The sequence below is a fragment of the Mesorhizobium sp. M7A.F.Ca.US.005.03.2.1 genome, from assembly GCF_003997795.1.
GTDB classification, from domain to species: Bacteria; Pseudomonadota; Alphaproteobacteria; order Rhizobiales; family Rhizobiaceae; genus Mesorhizobium; species Mesorhizobium ciceri.
Genome location: NZ_RZRP01000043.1, coordinates 1 through 16,255 on the forward strand (window position 1 = coordinate 1; position 16,255 = coordinate 16,255).

Annotated in this window: 15 protein-coding genes; 6 read left to right on the forward strand and 9 right to left on the reverse strand. The window is 62.2% G+C overall.

Translation table 11 applies throughout. From position 1 onward, the window contains the following. From EN991_RS04450 to EN991_RS04470, 5 genes are all read right to left on the reverse strand, one after another. Window positions 1–1,285 (reverse strand): ABC transporter ATP-binding protein (locus EN991_RS04450; protein WP_164768862.1); only part of this gene is annotated, 1,285 nt, incomplete at its 3' end. 133 nt (window positions 1,286–1,418) lie between these two features. Beyond that, window positions 1,419–2,396, reverse strand: a complete 978-nt coding sequence (locus EN991_RS04455) for a quinone oxidoreductase (protein ID WP_127368238.1) — start codon at window positions 2,394–2,396, stop codon at window positions 1,419–1,421. Window positions 2,397–2,453: 57 nt separating this feature from the next. Next, a complete protein-coding gene (gene pcsA, locus EN991_RS04460) occupies window positions 2,454–3,260 on the reverse strand; it encodes a phosphatidylcholine synthase (protein ID WP_164753758.1) in 807 nt (268 codons plus the stop codon). Window positions 3,261–3,283: 23 nt separating this feature from the next. Next, a complete protein-coding gene (locus tag EN991_RS04465) occupies window positions 3,284–3,898 on the reverse strand; it encodes a DUF1326 domain-containing protein (protein WP_013531653.1) in 615 nt (204 codons plus the stop codon). A 14-nt stretch (window positions 3,899–3,912) separates the two neighbouring features. After that, the gene (locus EN991_RS04470; RefSeq protein WP_127368240.1) at window positions 3,913–4,851 is read right to left on the reverse strand and encodes a DUF2182 domain-containing protein; all 939 of its coding nucleotides are present in this window, start codon (window positions 4,849–4,851) and stop codon (window positions 3,913–3,915) included. Window positions 4,852–4,921: 70 nt separating this feature from the next. On the opposite strand from EN991_RS04470, the gene EN991_RS04475 reads away from it, so the two are divergent. After that, complete coding sequence (locus EN991_RS04475) at window positions 4,922–6,133, forward strand: UbiH/UbiF family hydroxylase (RefSeq protein ID WP_127368241.1); 1,212 nt, start codon at window positions 4,922–4,924, stop codon at window positions 6,131–6,133. Here EN991_RS04475 and EN991_RS04480 read toward each other — a convergent pair. Further along, on the reverse strand, window positions 6,110–7,072 hold the full coding sequence (locus EN991_RS04480) for an AEC family transporter (protein ID WP_127368242.1): 963 nt from the start codon (window positions 7,070–7,072) through the stop codon (window positions 6,110–6,112). The two genes, EN991_RS04475 and EN991_RS04480, sit on opposite strands and share 24 nt — an antisense overlap. Window positions 7,073–7,197: 125 nt before the next feature. On the opposite strand from EN991_RS04480, the gene hspQ reads away from it, so the two are divergent. Beyond that, window positions 7,198–7,521, forward strand: coding sequence for a heat shock protein HspQ (hspQ, locus tag EN991_RS04485; RefSeq protein ID WP_027161605.1), 324 nt, complete (start codon window positions 7,198–7,200; stop codon window positions 7,519–7,521). Between the two features lie 73 nt (window positions 7,522–7,594). Here hspQ and EN991_RS04490 read toward each other — a convergent pair whose 3' ends face one another. After that, entirely contained in the window at window positions 7,595–8,227 is a 633-nt protein-coding gene (locus EN991_RS04490) for an invasion associated locus B family protein (protein WP_127368243.1), read from the reverse strand. A gap of 260 nt (window positions 8,228–8,487) precedes the next feature. Here EN991_RS04490 and EN991_RS04495 point away from each other — a divergent pair, with 260 nt between their 5' ends. Next, window positions 8,488–10,308: an extracellular solute-binding protein gene (locus tag EN991_RS04495; RefSeq protein ID WP_127368244.1), complete on the forward strand. Its 1,821-nt coding sequence runs from the start codon at window positions 8,488–8,490 to the stop codon at window positions 10,306–10,308. Window positions 10,309–10,325: 17 nt separating this feature from the next. Then, on the forward strand, window positions 10,326–11,006 hold the full coding sequence (locus EN991_RS04500; protein WP_127368245.1) for a DsbA family protein: 681 nt from the start codon (window positions 10,326–10,328) through the stop codon (window positions 11,004–11,006). A gap of 42 nt (window positions 11,007–11,048) precedes the next feature. Here the strand turns inward: EN991_RS04500 and EN991_RS04505 are convergent, their stop codons facing one another. After that, the gene (locus EN991_RS04505) at window positions 11,049–11,486 is read right to left on the reverse strand and encodes a hypothetical protein (RefSeq protein ID WP_127368246.1); all 438 of its coding nucleotides are present in this window, start codon (window positions 11,484–11,486) and stop codon (window positions 11,049–11,051) included. A gap of 571 nt (window positions 11,487–12,057) precedes the next feature. On the opposite strand from EN991_RS04505, the gene EN991_RS04510 reads away from it, so the two are divergent. Beyond that, window positions 12,058–13,962 (forward strand): ABC transporter ATP-binding protein/permease, encoded by a 1,905-nt coding sequence (locus EN991_RS04510; RefSeq protein WP_164753936.1) that lies wholly within the window; start codon window positions 12,058–12,060, stop codon window positions 13,960–13,962. Between the two features lie 272 nt (window positions 13,963–14,234). Further along, a complete protein-coding gene (mgtE, locus tag EN991_RS04515) occupies window positions 14,235–15,599 on the forward strand; it encodes a magnesium transporter (RefSeq protein WP_064993196.1) in 1,365 nt (454 codons plus the stop codon). Window positions 15,600–15,659: 60 nt separating this feature from the next. Here the strand turns inward: mgtE and EN991_RS04520 are convergent. Then, the coding region (locus EN991_RS04520; protein WP_164768864.1) for an FAD-dependent oxidoreductase at window positions 15,660–16,255 on the reverse strand (596 nt) is incomplete at its 5' end.

A 16,255-nucleotide genomic window follows, 5' to 3' on the forward strand; every position in this document is an offset into this window, starting at 1 on the left:
GTTCGCGGCCGACGATGAATTTCTGCAGATTGCCGCCCGAAAGAGCCGCGGCCTCCGGATCCGGCGCGCTCTTGCGCACGTCCATCGCCTCGATGATGCGTTGGGACGCGGCCTGGATGGCGGCGCTCTTGACCATTCCGCCGGAACCGACGAACGCCTTGCCGTCGGTGGCATGGCGCGACAGCAGCAGGTTTTCGGAAAGCTTCATGCGCGGTGCGGCACCGTGGCCGAGGCGCTCCTCCGGCACGAAAGCAGCGCCCAGCAGGCGCCGTCCGGTGATGGTGAGGCTTCCCGAATCCTTGCCGCGAATGCGCACCGAGGCGGCATCCTGCTGCAGCACTTCGCCTGAAACGGATTCGAAGAACTCGCCCTGACCATTGCCGGCGACGCCGGCGATGCCGATCACCTCCCCGGCGCGGACGTTCAGGTTGATGCCCCTGAGCGGGATCGAGAACGGCGTTGCCGGTTGGCGGCTGAGATTGCGGATTTCGAGCAGCGGCTGCGCCTTGTCGATGCCCTCGACCGGCGCGCGCACCACGGCCTGCACCTCGTTGCCGACCATCATTCGCGCCAGCGAAGAGGCTGTTTCCTCACGCGGATTGCAATGGCCGACCACCTTGCCGTGGCGCAGCACGGTGGCGCGGTCGCAGATGCGTTTGACCTCTTCGAGCCGGTGCGAGATGTAGAGGATGGATTTGCCTTCCGAGCGCAGGCGCTCCAGCGTCTCGAACAGCTTGTCGGCTTCCTGCGGCGTCAACACCGAGGTCGGTTCGTCCAGGATGATGAGCTGCGGCGTCTGCAGCAGGCAGCGGATGATTTCGATGCGCTGGCGCTCGCCCACCGACAGGTCGCCGACCAGCGATTCAGGGTCGAGCGGCAGGCCATAACTGAAGGAAAGCGCCCTCGCCTTCGCAGCGATGCTGCTGATCGGTGAGCCGTCATCCAGCGACAGCGCGATGTTTTCGGCCGCGGTCAGCGCCTCGAACAGCGAAAAATGCTGGAACACCATGCCGATGCCGAGCTTTTTCGCGACGCCCGGGCTGGAAATCCTGACGGCCTGACCGTTCCAGAAGATCTCGCCGGCATTGGGCTCCAGCGAGCCGAACAGCATCTTGACCAGCGTCGACTTGCCGGCGCCGTTTTCGCCGAGCAAGGCGTGGATCTCACCCCTGGCGATGTCGAGATCGATATGATCGCACGCCGTCAGCGTGCCGAATATCTTGGTGAGGCCACGCACCTCAAGCAGGTTCGTGCCGTCCTGATTTGCACTCACAGTGCCTCCCATCTGGTTAGCCAGACATGTTCTGTGTTCCCGCAGGCATGGTAGGCGCGGCCGGCTCTCATCGGAAAGCGGCACACGTCTTGAAAGAGCTTCAAGAATTTCAGCGGAAATTCAAGGGATAGCAAGGCAGAACGAACTAAGGGATGAGAATGGTCGTCCCTGTGGTCCTGCGGCCCTCGAGGTCGGAATGCGCCTTGCCGGCGTCCTTCAGCGCGTAGCGCTGGTTGATCTGGATCTCGACCGCGCCGCTGAGCACGACCTCGAACAGGGCGGCAGCAGAAGCGTCGAGGTCCTCGCGTTTTGCGTTGTAGACGAACAGTGTCGGCCTTGTTGCGAACAACGAGCCCTTCTGTGCCAGCAACGACATGCTGAACGGCGGTATAGGTCCCGAGGACTGGCCAAAGCTGACGAACATGCCGAGCGGCCGCAGGCAGTCGAGCGAAGCCGGAAACGTGTCGTTGCCGACCGAATCGTAGACGACATCGCATTTTTTGCCGCCGGTGATGGCGGCGACGCCGGCGACGAAATCTTGTTCCTTGTAGTTGATGACGTGATCGAAACCATGCGCCCTGGCGAGCTCGATCTTGTCGGACGAGCTGGCGGTGCCGATGACGGTGGCGCCGAGATGTTTTGCCCATTGGCCGAGGATCAGGCCGACGCCGCCTGCAGCGGCATGGAACAGGATCGTGTCGCCGGCCTTCACCTTGAACGTCCGCCGCAGCAGATATTCCGCGGTCATGCCCTTCAGCATCATCGCTGCGGCCTGTTCGTCGCTGATGCCATCCGGAACCTTGACCACGCGGCTGGCATCGATGACGCGTTCTTGCGCGTAAGCCCCCGTCGTCACGGCATAGGCGATGCGATCGCCCGGATTCAGCCAGTCGACGCCATGGCCGACCTCCAGCACCACGCCGGCGGCTTCGCTGCCTGGCACGAGCGGGAAGCCGCCGGGTGGCGGATAGAGACCGGAGCGATGGTAGACATCGATGAAATTGAGGCCGATCGCGGTGTGCCGGACCAGGATCTGCCCGGATCCCGGCTGGCCGGGATCAGTGTCCTCATAGGTCAGAACTTCCGGGCCGCCATTGGCATGAATGCGGATCGCTTTGGACATTGCTAGGCTTCCTGTGGGCTAGGCTTGTGGGGCCAGGCTCCCTGTGGGAGTGGCCGATCAGGCCTTTTTGCCACCGAGATTGGGAAAGAACTGCATGATGCCACCGATGCAGGCAAGATAAAGCCCGGTGATGGTGATGCCGATCTTGGTGAAGGTGCTGACCTGCTCGCCCAGCACGCCGATCTGATCGTAGAAGGCGGCGAGCGCCGCTTGGGCCAGGGCAAGCGCGCCGAAAGCGCACCACAACAGGGTCATCCCAAGGTTGATGCGCCGCAGCCGCACCACCCGCACCGGGTGGATGAAGTTGATCGGCACGAAAGTCAGGACGCCGGCCACCACCACCACCGCGAACGAAACCCATTGTCCGGGCTCGATGACGAACAGGGTGAACACCACCATGTTCCAGACCACCGGGAATCCCTTGAAGAAATTCTCCTTCGTCTTCATGCCGGTGTCGGCATAGTAGATGGCGCTGGAAACGACGATGATCGCCGCCGACAGGAATGACAGGCCCTCGCCCATGAAGCCGCGCTGATAGAGCGCGAAGGCCGGGATCAGCACGTAGGTCACGTAGTCGATGATGTTGTCGAGCAGTTCGCCCGACCATGTCGGCAGGATCTCCTTGACCTCGAGTTTTCTGGCGATCGGCCCATCGATGCCGTCGACGAACAGGGCCAGCCCGAGCCACCAGAACATTGCGGTCCAGCGCTCTTCACTTGCCGCCACGAGCGACAGGAAGGCCAGGAACGACCCCGAGGCGGTCAAAAGGTGGACGGAGAACGCCCTCGCCTGCGGCCAGGTGACCTTCTTCTTCGGGCGCGGAATCCGGTCCGTGATCTTTTTGGCGGCTTTTCGTGCTGCCAAATTCCTGGCCGTTGTGTTCTTGCTCACGGGCCCCGCCAATCCAGCTTGCAGATTTCGGCCGAACGGCCGGCGAAATTCCAGTTGCGGCCAAAAGCCCGCATCTTGCTCTTGTCGGACCTGGCCACGATGATCTCGGGCGCGATCCAGTATTCCGAATTGCTGATCACCGTATCCTTGTCACGGTCCTTGCCTTGGATGGGTGTGACCGCTCCGTCGATAATCCTGGGTATCTGGAAGATACGCGTTTTGTCACGCGTCTCATAGGTGATCGGCACCTGCTCGACACCGAGGAATTTGCCGACGAGGATTGAGAGCAGCGATGTGGTTCCACCTGCCTTGCCCGTGAAGATCTTTGTCAGCGCCTTGACCGCATAGACAGAGGCGCGGCTGTCGATGAACAGGCCCGCGGTCCAGTTGCCGCGGCTCATATAGCCTGGGATTTCCATGATCAGCCCAAGATTGAGCCCGGACAGATCGACCTCACCGAAATGGCCGGCATCGATGCGAAACCCGGCCCATGTCTGGCAATAGCCTTCGGTCGGCGGATGATTGCCAAGCGAGAGCACGCAAGGGCAAAAAACCGTGCAATTGCAGGAGAGTACGAGCTCTCCCTTCATCGCCCAGCTCTGGTCTGCCATCGATTTTCCCCCACTCACAGCGAGACTACTAGCAGCGCGGCTGCCCAGACAAGCAGTATCGCACCGGCCAGCCGGGTTGGAACCCTGCTGGCCGTTTGTTTTTCGATCAGGGTGAACAGGCCGATCAACGCCATCCAGAAAACGTTCATGACGCCAACGGCGAACATCACCAGCATCAAGGCCCAGCAGCAGCCCAGACACCACAGACCTTGCGCGGCACCGAGCCGAAAGATGTTAAGGGGCCTTGCGCTCCAGCTCGCGAAAAGGATCGAGAACGGGTTCCTGCATTTCTTCAGGCAAGCTTCCTTCAAGCCGCTGAACTGGTAGAGGCCGGCAATCAGCAGAGCGAGCGCACCGGCAATGCCGACGACCGGATCGAGCATCCCGGCTGACGAAGCGAATGCATGGACGGCCAAGGTCAGCGCCGCGAACGCAATTGAAGCGGCGAGCCAGACGCTGAGATAGCCGGCGACCAGCAGCAGCGGGTGAACGACCGGTTCGCCCTTGATGCGTGCCGTGTCAGCGATCTCGCAATAGGTGCGTATCATCGGCGCCGCCGAAGGCAGCATCGTCGCGATCGCCATCAGGAACCACATCGAAACGAGCGCGCCGGCCTGCAAGCCGAGACCTGCGTCCAAAGGCACCGGTGAGAGGCACAGCACAAAGAACCGTTCCAGGAAATAGGGCAGCGGCAGTTGCGGCAGGCTGCGAAGGATCGTGTCGCCAGGGGCGCCGACGCCCGCAATCCCTGTTTCAGCCCCGCGGATTGCCATCGCCGCAAGAGACAGCCATGCAAGCAGGATGCAAGCGCCGACAACGACGTTTACCGTGACCCGGGGATTGCGCGCGATGCCGGCCATGGCGCGGCCGGCGCGGTCGAGATGGCTGAAGTCGTCCTGCTGGCCGGTCATGACATCCGAATGGGCCGAATCGCCGCGTTGATCAAGCGGCATGATCTGACCTATATGCTGATCGAACGGCAGGTCGGGTGGACCGCCTCGCATTGCAAGCCGGAAGCCGATCTTGGAGCATCAGCAAACTGCGCGGATACTGGTTGCCGGCACGGGGCCGGCAGGGCTGATCGCGGCACTGGGTTTTGCCGCCGAAGGTTTCCCGGTGACACTGGTCGGGCCGGAGGCCACCGCCCCCGATGGTCGCACGACGGCCCTGATGAACCCTGCCTTGAAAGTGCTCGACCGGCTCGGCGTGCTCGAAGCCGTCATATCCAAGGCGGCGCCTCTGAAAGTGATGCGCATCGTCGACGCCACCAGCCGGCTGATCCGCAGCCCGGTCGTCACCTTCCGTGCCAGCGAGATCGACGAGGATGAATTCGGGCTGAACCTTCCCAACAGCGTCCTCACCCCGGCACTCGCCGGCGCCGTTGCTGCGCATCCCGGCATCGACTGGCTGAGGTCGATGGTGGCGAACTGGCATCTCGATGCCGAGCACGTCCGTGCCGGCCTCGCCGACGGCAGCACGGTCGACGCAGCGCTGGCGGTCGCCGCCGATGGGCGGTTGTCACCGGCGCGCCAGGCAGCCGGCATCTCGACTTCGGCCCGCTCCTATCCGCAGGCAGCTCTCGTCCTCAATTTCGGCCATAGCGGCGACCACGCCTTCACCTCGACCGAATTCCACACCGAGACCGGTCCGTTCACGCAGGTCCCGCTGCCCGGCAATCGCTCCAGCCTGGTCTGGGTGGTCAAGCCCGAGACCGCGACCGAGCTCGCCGCGCTGGACGATGCGACACTTTCTCAGCGGGTCGAACAGCAGATGCAGTCGATGCTGGGCCGGGTGGCTGTCGAGCCGGGCCGGCAGATCTACCCGCTATCGGCGGTGACGCCGCTGCGTTTCGCAAGGGATCGGGTGGCGCTGGTCGGCGAAGCCGCCCATGTGTTTCCGCCGATCGGTGCGCAAGGCCTCAACCTCGGCATCAGAGACGTCGACGATCTAATTGGAATCGCTTGTGAAAATCTATCCGATCCGGGCGCAGCCAAGGCGCTTGCAGCCTACGATTTCAAGCGCCGCCCCGACATTCTGGCGCGCAGCAGCGCGGTCAACCTGCTCAACATGTCGCTGCTTTCCGACATGCTGCCGGCGCAGATGGCCCGCGTTGCCGGGCTCGGCGTGCTCGGAGGCTTCGCGCCGCTTCGGGCTTTTTTCATGCGCGAGGGGCTTCGTCCCGGCAGCGGTTTTGCCGCGCTTGCCGGCGGGTTAGGGAAACAGGTCCGGCGCTAGGATATTGTGCCGGATCAGGTAGAGCAGCCCGGTAACGGTCACGACCGACAGGCAGGTAGTGATCAGCACACTGGCCGACGCTCGCTGTACCCAGACGCCATACTGCTGGGCGATGACGAAGACGTTCGTGGCGGTCGGCAATGCGGCCAGAAGCACCGCCGAGAAGACCCATGTCTCAGAGAAATTGCCGATCCAGCTCAGCACGACATAACAGAGCAACGGGTGCAGGATCAGCTTCAGCGCGGCGATCGGAACCATCTCATGCGGGACGCGATTGAGCGGCCTGAGCGCCAGCGTGACGCCCATGGCAAACAGCGCGCAAGGTGCGGCCGCACGGGAAAGATATTCTAGAAATCGCTCCACCGGCACGGGCGGTCGAAAGCCGATATAGGCGGCGCCGACACCCAGGGTGGTTGCGATGATGAACGGATGCAGCACGATCTTGCGCACGACGCCGAGCGCAAGCCGGAGAGGAGTGGTCTTCTCGTCGCCAGACAGCGCCATCATCATGGGCGCGATGGCGAAATGCATGATGTTCTCGAAACAGAAGATCAAGGCGACCGGCACAGCCGCCTCCTCGCCGAAGGCCAGCAATGCCAGGCCCGGTCCCATATAGCCGATATTGCCATAGGCGGCCGCGAGCGCCTTGATGGTCGATTGCGCTATCTCGCCGCGCGAGGTCAGGACCGACCCCATGAACATCAAGGAAAATATCATGAAGGTCGAGACGACCGAGCCGAAGATGAAGCGCCATTCCGTCAGGTCTTCAAACGGCGTCTTGGCAAGCAGCTGGAAGAAAAGTGCCGGCAGCGCGACATAGACGATGAACGTGTTCATCCAGCCGAGCGCGTCCAGCGGCTGCCTGGTGATGCGCGCCACCAGAAACCCGACAAAAATCAAGCCGAAGAACGGAAGAACAAGACCGATGACGTCAGACATTTTTATGCTGGTCCGAAACCCTGGCGCCGGGCTAGCCCGTTGCTTAATAGGGCGTCAAGCGCCTCGGGATTGAATTGATGCGCGGTCTGCGCCAAATAAGCTCAAGGAATTCAGTGGTGAGTACGATGAAAACAGCCAAATTCGCAATCGGACAGGTGGTTCGCCACCGGCTGTTTCCATTCAGGGGCATCATTTTCGATGTCGATCCGCAATTCGCCAACACCGACGAATGGTACGAAGCCATCCCCGCCGACGTGCGGCCGCGCAAGGATCAGCCTTTCTATCATCTGCTCGCCGAGAATTCGGAGACCGAATACATCGCCTACGTCTCCGAGCAGAATCTGCTTGAGGATCAGTCGGGTGAGCCGGTCCGGCATCCGCAGATCAAAGAGATGTTCGACAAGAGGCCGGACGGCGGCTACCAGCCGAAACGGCAGTCCACGCATTAGCCTGCTGGAAGACAATCACAAAAAAAGCGGGGCATGAACCCCGCTTTTTTGTTGGCTCGGCGATATCGGCCGATCAGTTGGCGGTCTTCGCCTTGTCCTGCTCTTCCTTGAGCTTCTTGGCGAAATCCTGGTTGTTCTTGGCGACGAAGTCCTGAAGCTTCTTCTGCCTGTCCTCGATGTCCGACTGCTGCAGCGCCGGGCCGTCATAGGCGCCGCTGAAGCCCTGCAGGGCGATCTTGATCGGATTGGGCTGGTTCTGGAAATTGACGGAAGTCAGCGTGATCGCCTGGCCTTTCTTGAATGCCGCGACGAGCTGATCGGTCAGCGGCACTTCGGCCACGCAACGATCCGGGAAGCAGATCACATAGTCGAGCTTCTGCGCCTTGCCGGTGTCGATCTGCAGGCCGATGCCGGGAGGCACCAGACGGCCGGTCGGAACCGTCACCTGGAACACCTTGCGGTTCACCTTGCCCTTGAGCTCGATCAGGCTGACGCCGGTGACCAGCTGGCCATTGCCGGCAGTGGTGATGTTCTGGACGTTGCAGATGTCGACGTCTTCCTGCTTGGTGCAGGCCTTGAACCAGCCTTGCGGAATCTGCTGCTGCTGCTGCTGTGCGGAAGCGGCGGGAAGCCCTGCGCCGAGAAAGCCGACCACGCCAGCGGCCATGACCGACAGGCGGTACGCGTTGCTGTTCAGGCTCGTCATGTCGTGCACTTCCTCTCAAATGATCCCGGGACCGGCTTCTTCGTGCCGTGTGGTCCAGCTACCTGTTGCCGAAATGAGGCAACAGAATGACTTCGGAGGGCGTGTTACACTGCAAGCGAGGCCGAATCCAGCCCGGCGCCTGCGATTCTTGGCCGTGCGATTTGGGCCGTGCGATTTGGGCTGATGTATCTGGCCGGAGCGCGGTGGCGCCATGCTAGGGTGCAGTCCGAATCATCAAGCCGCCCAGTAAGGAGACGGTCATGGGCCGCGTTCTTGTTTGGCTGATCACCGCGATATCGTTTCTCGCCCTTTCGCATCAGCCGGCCGCCTCGGAGCCGAAGCACGCCATCGCCATGCAGGGCGAGCCGGCGCTGCCGCCCGACTATACGCATTTCAACTACGTCAATCCCGACGCGCCGAAGGGTGGCTCGATCACCTATTGCGTCGTCGGCAGCTTCGACAATCTCAACCCTTTCATCCTCAAGAGCCTGCGCACCACGGCGCGCGGCATGATGGATACGATCTTCGGCAATCTGGTCTTCGAGCCGTTGATGCAGCGCAATGCCGACGAGGCTTTCACGCTCTACGGTTTGTTGGCCGACAGCGCCGACATGGATCCGGAGCGCAAGAGCATCGAGTTCCATCTCAATCCGAAGGCCAAATGGTCGGACGGTCAGCCGGTGACGCCGGAGGACGTGCTGTTCAGTTATGATGTCTACACCGACAAAGGCCGCCCGCCTTACAGCGACCGCATGGCCAGGGTCGCCAAGCTCGAAAAGACCGGCGACCACAGCGTGCGCTTCACCTTCAACGACAAGGCCGATCGCGAATTCCCGCTGATCATCGCGCTGACCCCGATCATCCCGAAGCACGCCTTTGACAAGGAGACCTTCGACAGGACGACGCTCAAGCCGGTGATCGGCAGCGGTCCGTATACGATCGCGCAGGTGCAGCCAGGCCAGCGCATCGTCTTCAAGCGCAACCCGGACTATTGGGGCAAGGATGTCCCCGCCAAGCGCGGTTTCGACAATTACGACCAGATCACCATCGAGTATTTCCTCAACGCCAACGCCAAGCTCGAAGCGTTCAAGAAAGGCCTCTGCGCCATCGATGACGACAGCGATCCGGTGAAGCGCGAGCGCGATCTCGATTTTCCGGCCTTCCACAAGGGCGACGTGATCGCCGAAACCTTCGACACCGGCATTCCGCCGGTGGTGACCGGTTTCCTGTTCAACACGCGGTTGCCGAAATTCGCCAACCCGGTCGTGCGGCGCGCGCTCGGCATGCTCTACGACTTCGAATGGGCCAACAAGAACCTGTTCGGCGGCAAATACACGCGCACGATGAGTTACTGGCAGAATTCCGAGCTTTCCGCGCTCGGCCATCCGGCCGACGACAGGGAGAAAGCGCTTCTGGCGCCCTACCCCGGCCGCGTGCCGGCCGATGTCATGGACGGCACATGGCGGCCGCCGGTGACCGACGGATCGGGCCAGGATCGGCGCGTCGTGAAGGCAGCTTTCGATCTTTTGAAAAGTGTCGGCTACCACGTGCAGAATGGAACGATGCTTGATCCCGAAGGCAAACCCTTCGGCTTTGAGATCCTGACCGCTTCGCAGGACGAGGAGCGCCTTGCCGGCATCTATCAGCGCACGCTGGAGAAGATCGGCATCAATCTCACCATTCGCAGCCTCGACGGCGATCAGATCCAGTCGCGCAAGCAGCGCTTCGATTTCGAGGTCTTGGTCGGATCGAGCGGCTTCAACAATTCGTTGTCACCCGGCATCGAGCAGAGCGGGCGCTGGAGTTCGACTGCCGCCCGGACGGAAGGCTCGTTCAATCTCGCCGGCGTCGCCGATCCGGCTGTGGACGCGGCAATCGAGGCGATGCTGCGCGCCCGCTCCAAGGAGGATTATGTTGCCGCCGTTCGCGTTCTCGACCGGCTGCTGATCTCCGGCAACTACATGGTGCCGATGCAGTACAACACGCAGCAATGGATCGCCTACTGGAACTACCTGGAACATCCGCAAAAGACGCCCATATTCGGGTATCAACTGCCAACATGGTGGCGCAAACCCAACTGAGGGATCAGGAGATCGAGATGAGCGAATTGAACGCCATCACCGTCGATGTGGTTTCCGATGTCGTCTGCCCCTGGTGCTTCATCGGCCAGAAGCGGCTCGACAGGGCAATCGCCGCCGTCGGCGATGTCGACGTGCATGTCCGCTGGCGGCCGTTCCAGCTCGATCCGACCATTCCGCCCGAAGGCAAGGACCGCCGCGAATACATGCTGGCAAAATTCGGCAGCGACGAGCGCATCCGCGAAATTCACGACCGCATCGAGCCGCTGGGCGAAGCGGAAGACATTTCCTTTGCCTTCGACGCCATCAAGGTGGCGCCGAATACGCTGGATGCGCACCGGCTGATCCGCTGGGCAGGGGCCGCCGGCGAAGCCATTCAGAACAGGCTTGTACGGCGGCTGTTCCAGCTGAATTTCGAGGAAGGCGCTGACATCGGCGACCATGCCGTGCTGGTCGAAGCCGCGCGCGAGGCTGGCATGGATGCGTCCGTGGTCGCCTCGCTTTTGCCGACCGAGGCCGATGTCGAGGCGGTGCGCACCGAGATCGCCACCGCGTCGCGCATGGGCATTTCTGGTGTGCCGTGCTTCCTGCTCGAGGACAAATACGCCGTCATGGGCGCGCAGGATGCCGATACGCTGGCCGATGCCATTCGCCAGGTGGCGGCTGCCAAGGCGCGAGGCGAACTGGAAAAGGCCGGCTGAGCCGACCGCCCTCTCCTCACCGCGACGGCAGCAAACGTTACTTCACCGTCGCTTTGGCCTTGCTGATGAAAATCCATGGCCGTTCGTGGCCGTGCAGGTCAGTCCCTTGGTTGACGACTGGCACGAGAACGGCCCGGCGCTCCAGCTGTTGCCGTAGCCAAGCTTGTCGACATCGCTGCAGCAGCCCTGCTCGCCTGGGTTTTTGATCAGCGTTGCTGGCCCCTTCGGACCCAGGATAATCGTAAGGTAGCTCGGCTCGACGCGCGAGCAGCTCAGTTCCGGGCCGCCATCCCTCGGCTCATAGGTGCCGGTGCCGCCTTTGGGCGTGTAGATGCAGCCGATGTTGAACTCGATCTGGCCCTCGGCGCTGGCCGGAATGCTTTGCTCGCCGGCATGCGCCAAAGGTACAAAGGCAAAGAGGGACAGGATTGCGGCCGCGCGTGCAAGCCTTGGGAGCTTCCTTGTTGGAGAACCGGACATGCATGAGTGTCGACGATGCCGGGCAAGGTTCAATTCCAAGCGGATGAATTGTCAAACGCAGTCCCTTGTCTGACCCGACAAACGGAACGCGCCGCTCGATCGATTCTCTCGTCAATTCCTGCCCCCGGCAGGGACGACCACGGCATTCCTGGCGAGTCACGAGCCGCAGATTTTCGAGCTCTCTGGGCCGTCCGCAGTGAGAAAACCGATCGCTCGACACGATTTCGAGTTCACGAAACCGTGTGAAAGCCTTCCCTAAGGGAAGCCGCACAAGCGTCACGACTCGATAGATCAAGCGATTGAAATTAAAAGCAATATCTGGCTTTTTGCCAACGGTTGTCGCTATATTTCAGCATGTAATCTGTTGCCTCACGGCAACGGCTGCCGGGGCAATCCGGTCGGCCCGGTTTTAAATTAATGGAAAATGATCAATTGGTGTTACCATCCGTAACAAAAGAAAAAAGGTTTGGGCGGGATAGTGATTCGGGTCGGTAGACCATCGCAAGAGTCAGTACCGGAAAAAACACCTCGCGATGCCGCAGGGCGATCGCTTCTGACGCCGGTGTCGTCGATGCGCAGCTTCTGGGGCCTGATGCGGGCCTACTGGGTTTCCGACCGCTGGAAGGAAGCCTGGACGCTGACGCTGGTGATCGCGCTGCTCACGGCGTTGTCCAGCAAGGCCGGTGTCTGGTTCGCCGAAGCCTCGGGCGAACTGGTCAATTCCATCGCCTTCTTCCATGACGCCGCCAACACCACGCCGCTTCGCTCGCTTTTGGTCAATGCCGGCGTCCTCGTGCTGCTGGTCGTACTCAAGGACGCTGGCTTCACCGGCATCCGCAACCTTGTCTCGGCGACGTTGCACCGCAAATGGCGCGGTTGGCTGGACAGCCGCTTCAATGAAGCGCTGCTGGACGGCAATCATACGCATTTCCATGCCCAGCACGCGTCGACCGGCAGCGGCGCACCGGCCCCCGACAACATCGACCAGCGCGTCCAGGAATCCATCAAGGACATGACCGGTGGCGCCATCGGGCTCGCCATGGGCGTGCTTGGCGTTGCCACATCGCTCTATTTCGTCGGCCAGAAGCTGCTCGAAAACTCCGTCGAGGTGAAGGGGCTGGAATTTCTCGGCAGCTATGGCAGCGCCATCCTCGCCTTCCTGGCCGTCGCCACCTACGTGCCGCTGAACACTTGGATCGCGGTCAAGCTCGGCGGCCTGCTCGAGCGCCTCAACGTCAGGATGCAGCAGGCCGAGGGCAGCTATCGCGGCGAGCTGACGACATTCCTGCGGCGGTCCTTCCACGTCGCGGCGTCTCAGGGCGAAGGCGTGCAAAGGACCATGCATGGCCGGCTTTATGTCGACATCGACGGCACCTGGACGCGGCTGAACATCGTCAACACCGTCTATATGTCGTTCGAGCTGATCTACAATTTCATCGGTGCCCGCATTGTCGCCTACGGACCGGGCCTGGTGCCGTTCATCCACAACGGTCTCGACCTCAAGGGCTACATAACCGGCTCCGAGCTGGTCAATTCGCTGATCGGCCAGTGTTCCTGGTTCATCCACGTCATGCCCGCCATCGCCACGTTGCGCGCCAACAGCCAGCGTGTCACCGAGCTGGCCAATGCGATCGAGAATGTCCAGCATCCGCAGGAATTCTACAGCCAGACCGGCCGCTCCGACTTCCACTATGCCAGCCAGAACCCGGTTTTCGGCCTGACCATCCAGAAGCTCGAACTGGCGCATCAGGGCGAGGACGCGACGCCCTTTCTCAGCGCCGCCAATCTGCGCTTCCGGCGCGGCGAATGGACTTTCCTGAAAGGCGAGTCCGGTTGCGGCAAGACCTCGCTGATCAAGGCGATCAACGGCCTGTGGCCCTATGGCCGCGGCACCATCGTCTTCCCCGAGGGCGTCAAGAGTTTCTATGCCGCCCAGGAGGTCAAGCTGCAGCCTGTGTCGCTGAAACAGTTGGTCTGCCTGCCCGGCTCCGAGCACGACCATGGCGATGCGCAGGTGGCGTCGGCGCTGCACAAGGCGGGGCTCGGCGACTTCATCGAGCACATGGCCGACGAAAGCCGCGAAGGCAAAAGCTGGGACCAGGTGCTGTCGGGCGGCCAGAAACAGAAGCTGGTGGTGGCTCGCATCGTGCTGCAGCAGCCGGGATTGCTGTTCCTCGACGAGGCGACCGGCGCGCTCGACCCCGATGGCAAGGTCGCCTTCCACCAGGCCATCAAGGACAACTGCCCCGATGTCACGGTGATCAGCGTCATGCACGAGGCGGTGGCGCCGAGATCGATGACGGGCAGCGAGTTCTATCACAGCATCGTCGCGATCGCCGACGGCGTCGCCACCAAGAAGCCGCTGGTTCCGACCCTCCCCGCCGAACTCACCACCATTCTGGTGCAGCCAAGGCCGGCCCCAAGGCCGGTCGAGGACAAGTGGCTGCGCTTCTCGCGCCGGCTGAAGCAGAAATAACGGTTATTCCGCCCTGGTCTGCCTGGTCGAACGGCGGCCGGTGATCACAGTCTCGCGATCTCGGCTGCTCGTCGGCATTTTCCCTCCTCACCGCGATTGACACGGCAAGGCGCGCTCCTATGTTGCGCCCGCTTGCAGACAATCAAACGCGAACCCGCAAGCAGAAAGGTCACCGCGCCATGCCTGGCGACAGTCACAGTCGAACGCAACAGCCGTCCGCCCTGACGTGACCTCACATGGTTCATGTCCTGCCGGACGGCAAGGAGTGAGCCATGAACGAATTTACCACGGTGGCAAGCGACGAGGCCGTCGCGATTGCCCGTATCCTAGCCAACGATCACGTCGCCGACATTGTCGAGGCCCTGAACAGGGAGCCTCGAGAGACCGCGACGGAACTGCTCTGTGAAGTGACGTTCGAACGTCTGGTCGAGATCTTCGATCAGCCGGAACTCGACGGCGCGTCGGAACTCATGGAGGCGCTGCCGCGCGCCAAGGCGGGCAAGCTGCTCACCGCCATGTCGGTCGACCGTGCCGCCGACATTTTGCGCGAGCTCGACGAGCCGGCGCGTTCCGAGCTGCTCGGCGGACTTGCGCCGCCGCTGCGCGCAACGCTGCTCTCCATCCTCGGCTATCCCGAAGGCAGTGCCGCATCGATCATGACGACGGAGTTCGTCAGCGTGCCCTCGGACTGGAGCGTCGGGCAAACGCTCGACTACATCCGCAAGGTGGAGCGGACGCGCGAGACCGTCTATGCGATCTATATCGTCGATCCGCAAACGCACCTGCTTGTGCGCTCGACGGGCCTGCGCCGGCTGATCACCGGTGAGCCGGACGATTCGATCATGACGGTGGCGCCGGATCATCTTCCGGTGACGGTCGGCCCGCTGACCGATCGCGAAACGCTGGCGCAGACGATCTCCAAATACGATCTGCTCGCCGTTCCGGTCGTCGACCATGGCAAGATCCTCGGCATCGTCACCATCGACGACATCATCGACACGATGATCGCGGAGACGACCGAGGATGTGCACCGTTTCGGCGGCATGGAGGCGCTGGACGAGCCGTACATGAAGATGAGCTTCCTCGCCATGATCAGGAAACGCGGCGGCTGGCTGTGCGCGCTGTTCATCTCGGAGATGCTGACGGCCAACGCCATGCAGAGCTATGAGGGCGAGCTGGAGAAGGCGATCGTGCTGACGCTGTTCATCCCGCTGATCATGAGCTCCGGCGGCAATTCCGGCTCGCAGGCGACCTCGCTGGTCATCCGCGCGCTGGCCTTGCGCGAGATCGGCCTTGGCGACTGGTGGCGGGTGGCGCTGCGCGAGCTGCCCACCGGCCTGGTGCTGGGCGCCATGCTCGGTGTGGTCGGCGTCTGCCGCATCGCGCTCTGGCAGTATATGGGCTTCTACGACTATGGCCCGCACTGGCCGCTGATCGCCACCACGGTGGGTGCTGCACTGGTCGGCATCGTCACCTTCGGTTCGCTGTCGGGGTCGATGCTGCCGTTCGCCTTGAAGCGCATCGGCTTCGACCCGGCCAGCGCATCGGCGCCGTTCGTTGCCACGCTGGTCGATGTCACCGGGCTGGTGATCTATTTCTCGGTGGCGCTGGTGATCCTGCGCGGCACGCTTCTGTAGCAACCATCTCCGCCGTGGCATGACCTTGCCGCGGCGGAGTTCCTCAACCAGGATTTGCCGTCAATCGACCCGCTCGCCGTCCTTCACGCGATAGGTCGGCTTGTACATGGTGACCAGTTCTTCCGCCGCTGTCGGATGCACGGCCATCGTACGGTCGAAATCGTCCTTGGTCAGGCCGGCCTTCAGCGGGATGCCGAGCAGCTGCGCCATCTCGCCGGCGTCCGGCCCCAATATGTGGGCGCCAAGCACTTTCTTCGACGCGCCATCGACCACCAGCTTTATCAGCATCTTCTCGTCGCGCCCGGACAGGGTGTGCCGCATCGGCCGGAATGTGGCGCGGTAGATCTCGATGTCGGAAAAGCGTTTGATGGCATCGTCCTCAGACAGGCCGACCGTGCCGATCTCCGGCTGTGAGAAGACGGCGGTCGCGATCGTCTCGTGATCGGGCGCGGTCGGATTTCCCTTGAAGGCGGTTTCGATGAAGCACATCGCCTCATGGATCGCCACCGGCGTCAGCTGCACGCGGTTGGTGACGTCGCCGATTGCCCAGATGTTGTCGACATTGGTGCGGGAATATTGGTCGACGGCGATGGCGCCGGTCTTGGTCATCTCCAGTCCGATGCCTTCCAGGCCCATATTCTCGGTGTTGGGAATGC

Excerpts from the sequence above, each read along its gene's own strand:
- EN991_RS04510 (WP_164753936.1), top strand. The coding sequence starts at position 12,058 with ATGCGCAGCTTCTGGGGCCTGATGCGGGCCTACTGGGTTTCCGACCGC.
- EN991_RS04470 (WP_127368240.1), bottom strand. The coding sequence starts at position 4,851 with ATGCCGCTTGATCAACGCGGCGATTCGGCCCATTCGGATGTCATGACC.
- EN991_RS04455 (WP_127368238.1), bottom strand. The coding sequence starts at position 2,396 with ATGTCCAAAGCGATCCGCATTCATGCCAATGGCGGCCCGGAAGTTCTG.
- EN991_RS04465 (WP_013531653.1), bottom strand. The coding sequence starts at position 3,898 with ATGGCAGACCAGAGCTGGGCGATGAAGGGAGAGCTCGTACTCTCCTGC.
- hspQ (WP_027161605.1), top strand. The coding sequence starts at position 7,198 with ATGAAAACAGCCAAATTCGCAATCGGACAGGTGGTTCGCCACCGGCTG.
- EN991_RS04500 (WP_127368245.1), top strand. The coding sequence starts at position 10,326 with ATGAGCGAATTGAACGCCATCACCGTCGATGTGGTTTCCGATGTCGTC.
- mgtE (WP_064993196.1), top strand. The coding sequence starts at position 14,235 with ATGAACGAATTTACCACGGTGGCAAGCGACGAGGCCGTCGCGATTGCC.
- EN991_RS04490 (WP_127368243.1), bottom strand. The coding sequence starts at position 8,227 with ATGACGAGCCTGAACAGCAACGCGTACCGCCTGTCGGTCATGGCCGCT.
- EN991_RS04480 (WP_127368242.1), bottom strand. The coding sequence starts at position 7,072 with ATGTCTGACGTCATCGGTCTTGTTCTTCCGTTCTTCGGCTTGATTTTT.
- EN991_RS04505 (WP_127368246.1), bottom strand. The coding sequence starts at position 11,486 with ATGTCCGGTTCTCCAACAAGGAAGCTCCCAAGGCTTGCACGCGCGGCC.
- EN991_RS04495 (WP_127368244.1), top strand. The coding sequence starts at position 8,488 with ATGGGCCGCGTTCTTGTTTGGCTGATCACCGCGATATCGTTTCTCGCC.